We start from the raw sequence: 358 nt of genomic DNA, 5'->3' as shown, positions 1-358 counted from the left end.
CAAGACCGCCGTCGTCGAGGGCCTTGCCCAGCGCATCATCGAGGGCGACGTTCCCGAATCCCTGCGCGACAAGACGCTGGTCAGCCTCGACCTCGGCGCCATGGTTGCCGGCGCAAAATATCGCGGCGAATTCGAGGAGCGACTCAAGGCCGTCCTCGACGAGATCAAGGGCTCTGCCGGGCAGATCATCACCTTCATCGACGAGTTGCACACGATCGTCGGGGCCGGTGCCACCGGTGATTCGGCGATGGATGCCGGCAACATGATCAAACCGATGCTCGCCCGCGGTGAACTGCGCCTGGTCGGCGCCACCACGCTCGAGGAATACCGCAAATACATCGAGAAGGACGCCGCCCTC

General features: G+C 64.0%; 1 protein-coding gene. It reads left to right on the top strand.

Annotated elements, in window-relative coordinates:
* A partial coding sequence (locus B4M62_RS13100; protein ID WP_290713746.1) for an AAA family ATPase occupies nucleotides 1-358 on the top strand: 358 nt, incomplete at both ends.

This window comes from Gordonia sp. UBA5067 (assembly GCF_002414845.1).
Classification (GTDB): Bacteria; Actinomycetota; Actinomycetes; order Mycobacteriales; family Mycobacteriaceae; genus Gordonia; species Gordonia defluvii.
Note: the sequence above shows the minus strand (reverse complement) of the source record. Positions and strands in the feature narration are given on the sequence as shown.